Here is a 1889-nt window from a genome sequence, read left to right on the forward strand (position 1 = left end):
GCTTCCCGTCCTGCGGCTTCGGCAGCTAAGCCCACTTCCTCTCTGCAGATGATCCCGCTAGGAGGCGAGCGGGAGATCGGCAAAAACACCTGGGCCTTCCGCTACGAGGATGACATCATCCTGCTGGATGCCGGTTTGGCTTTTCCCGATGAGAGCATGCACGGCATCAACATCGTGCTGCCGGACATGACCTACATCAAGCAAAACCGGGACAAGGTGCGGGGGATGGTAGTTACCCACGGCCACGAAGATCACATTGGCGGGATCCCGTATCACCTACGAGAATTCGACATTCCGGTTATCTATGGCCCGCGTTTGGCGCTGGCGCTGCTGGAGGACAAGCTGCGCGAGGTGGGGCTGTTGAACCGCACAGAATTGCGCCCGGTCGGGCCGCGAGATATCGTGCCCCTGAGCAAGAACTTTTTTGCCGAATTCATCCGCAATACCCACTCTTTTCCCGACAGCTTCACGGTGGCTCTGCACACGCCGGTGGGTGTTGTCATCCAGACGGGCGACTTCAAGATCGACCACACACCGGTGGATGGGGAGCGCTTCGACCTGCAGCGGCTGGCCGAGCACGGGGAAAAGGGGGTGCTGTGTCTGATTAGCGACTCCACCAACGCCGAGGTGCCCGGGTTTACTCCTTCCGAAGCCTCGGTAGTGCCAGGCCTTACCAAGGCGATTGCGGGAGCCAAGGGACGGGTGATCATCACTACCTTCGCTTCTTCGGTACATCGCCTCAACTTGGTGTTGCAGATTGCTGAGCAGCAGGGCCGGGTGGTGTCTTTGCTGGGGCGCTCGATGTTGAACGTGGTGGCTCACGCGCGGCGCCTGGGCTACATCCGCTGCAAGGACGAGACGCTGCAGCCGATGCATGTCATCAACAGCCTGCCGGACGACAAAGTGATCATCCTCACCACGGGATCCCAAGGCGAGCCGCTGGCTGCTCTGACCCGCATTGCCAACGGCGAGCATCCGCAGTTGCAGATCAAGCCAGGAGACACGGTGATTTGGTCGGCCAACCCCATTCCCGGCAACACGCTCGCAGTAACGCGGGTCATCGACAAGCTGATGGAGCTGGGAGCCGATGTCATCTACGGCAAGGACAAGGGGCTACACGTCTCCGGCCACGGCTGTCAGGAAGACCAAAAGCTGATGATCGCCCTCACGCGCCCCAAGTTCTTTGTTCCTACCCACGGGGAGTACCGCATGCTCGTCAAGCACGCCGAAACGGCGATGAGCATGGGGATCCCGCGGGAAAACATCGTGATCATCGGCAACGGCGATGTGGTGGAGGTGAACCAGGAGCGCATTGCCATTGTAGACAAAGTGCCTTCTGGCCTGCAGATGATCGCCGCTTCCCACGATGGGGTGGTGATGGACGAGATGCTGCAAGAGCGCCAGCAGATGGCCAAAGATGGCATGCTGACGGTGGTGATCAGCTTGGATGGCAGGGGCCAGTTGCTCTGCACGCCGCAGGTGCAAAGCTTGGGCCTGGCAGGCGAGGGCACCTCTCTCAAGGGATCCGACCTGAAACCCCTGCTGGAGGACACCCTCAAGCAAGCTTGGCCGCGCTTTGCCCGCTCGCTGGAGCGGGGCAGGCTGGATATTGACTGGGCCGGCCTCAAGGCAGAAGTGGAGCGGGTGGTGCGCCGCTTTGTGCGGGAACAGTTGCCCGGCAAGCCGACGGTGCTGGTTTTTGTGCAATCGCCTGAGGAGGAGTCTGTACCTGTAACTGCTCTGCCCACAGGGGAGACGAAGACAGAACAGGAACGGATAGCCCTGGGGCGGCGGCGGCGCTCCTCGGCAGCGGTGGCGGCTTCGTAAGACCGGGTGGCTGGCGCTCAGGTCTCCTCCTTCTTCCCTGGGCCGGGGGGGTTGAGCTCTGC

1 protein-coding gene is annotated in these 1889 nt (G+C 61.4%); it reads left to right on the top strand.

Annotated features, from left to right (window positions below):
• Nucleotides 1–1827, top strand: a 1827-nt coding sequence (locus NW809_RS12260; protein ID WP_414402267.1) for a ribonuclease J, incomplete at its 5' end; no start/stop codon positions are given.
• Nucleotides 1828–1889: the final 62 nt, after the last annotated feature.

The sequence above is a fragment of the Synechococcus sp. WC101 genome (assembly GCF_047461555.1).
GTDB lineage: Bacteria > Cyanobacteriota > Cyanobacteriia > Thermostichales > Thermostichaceae > Thermostichus.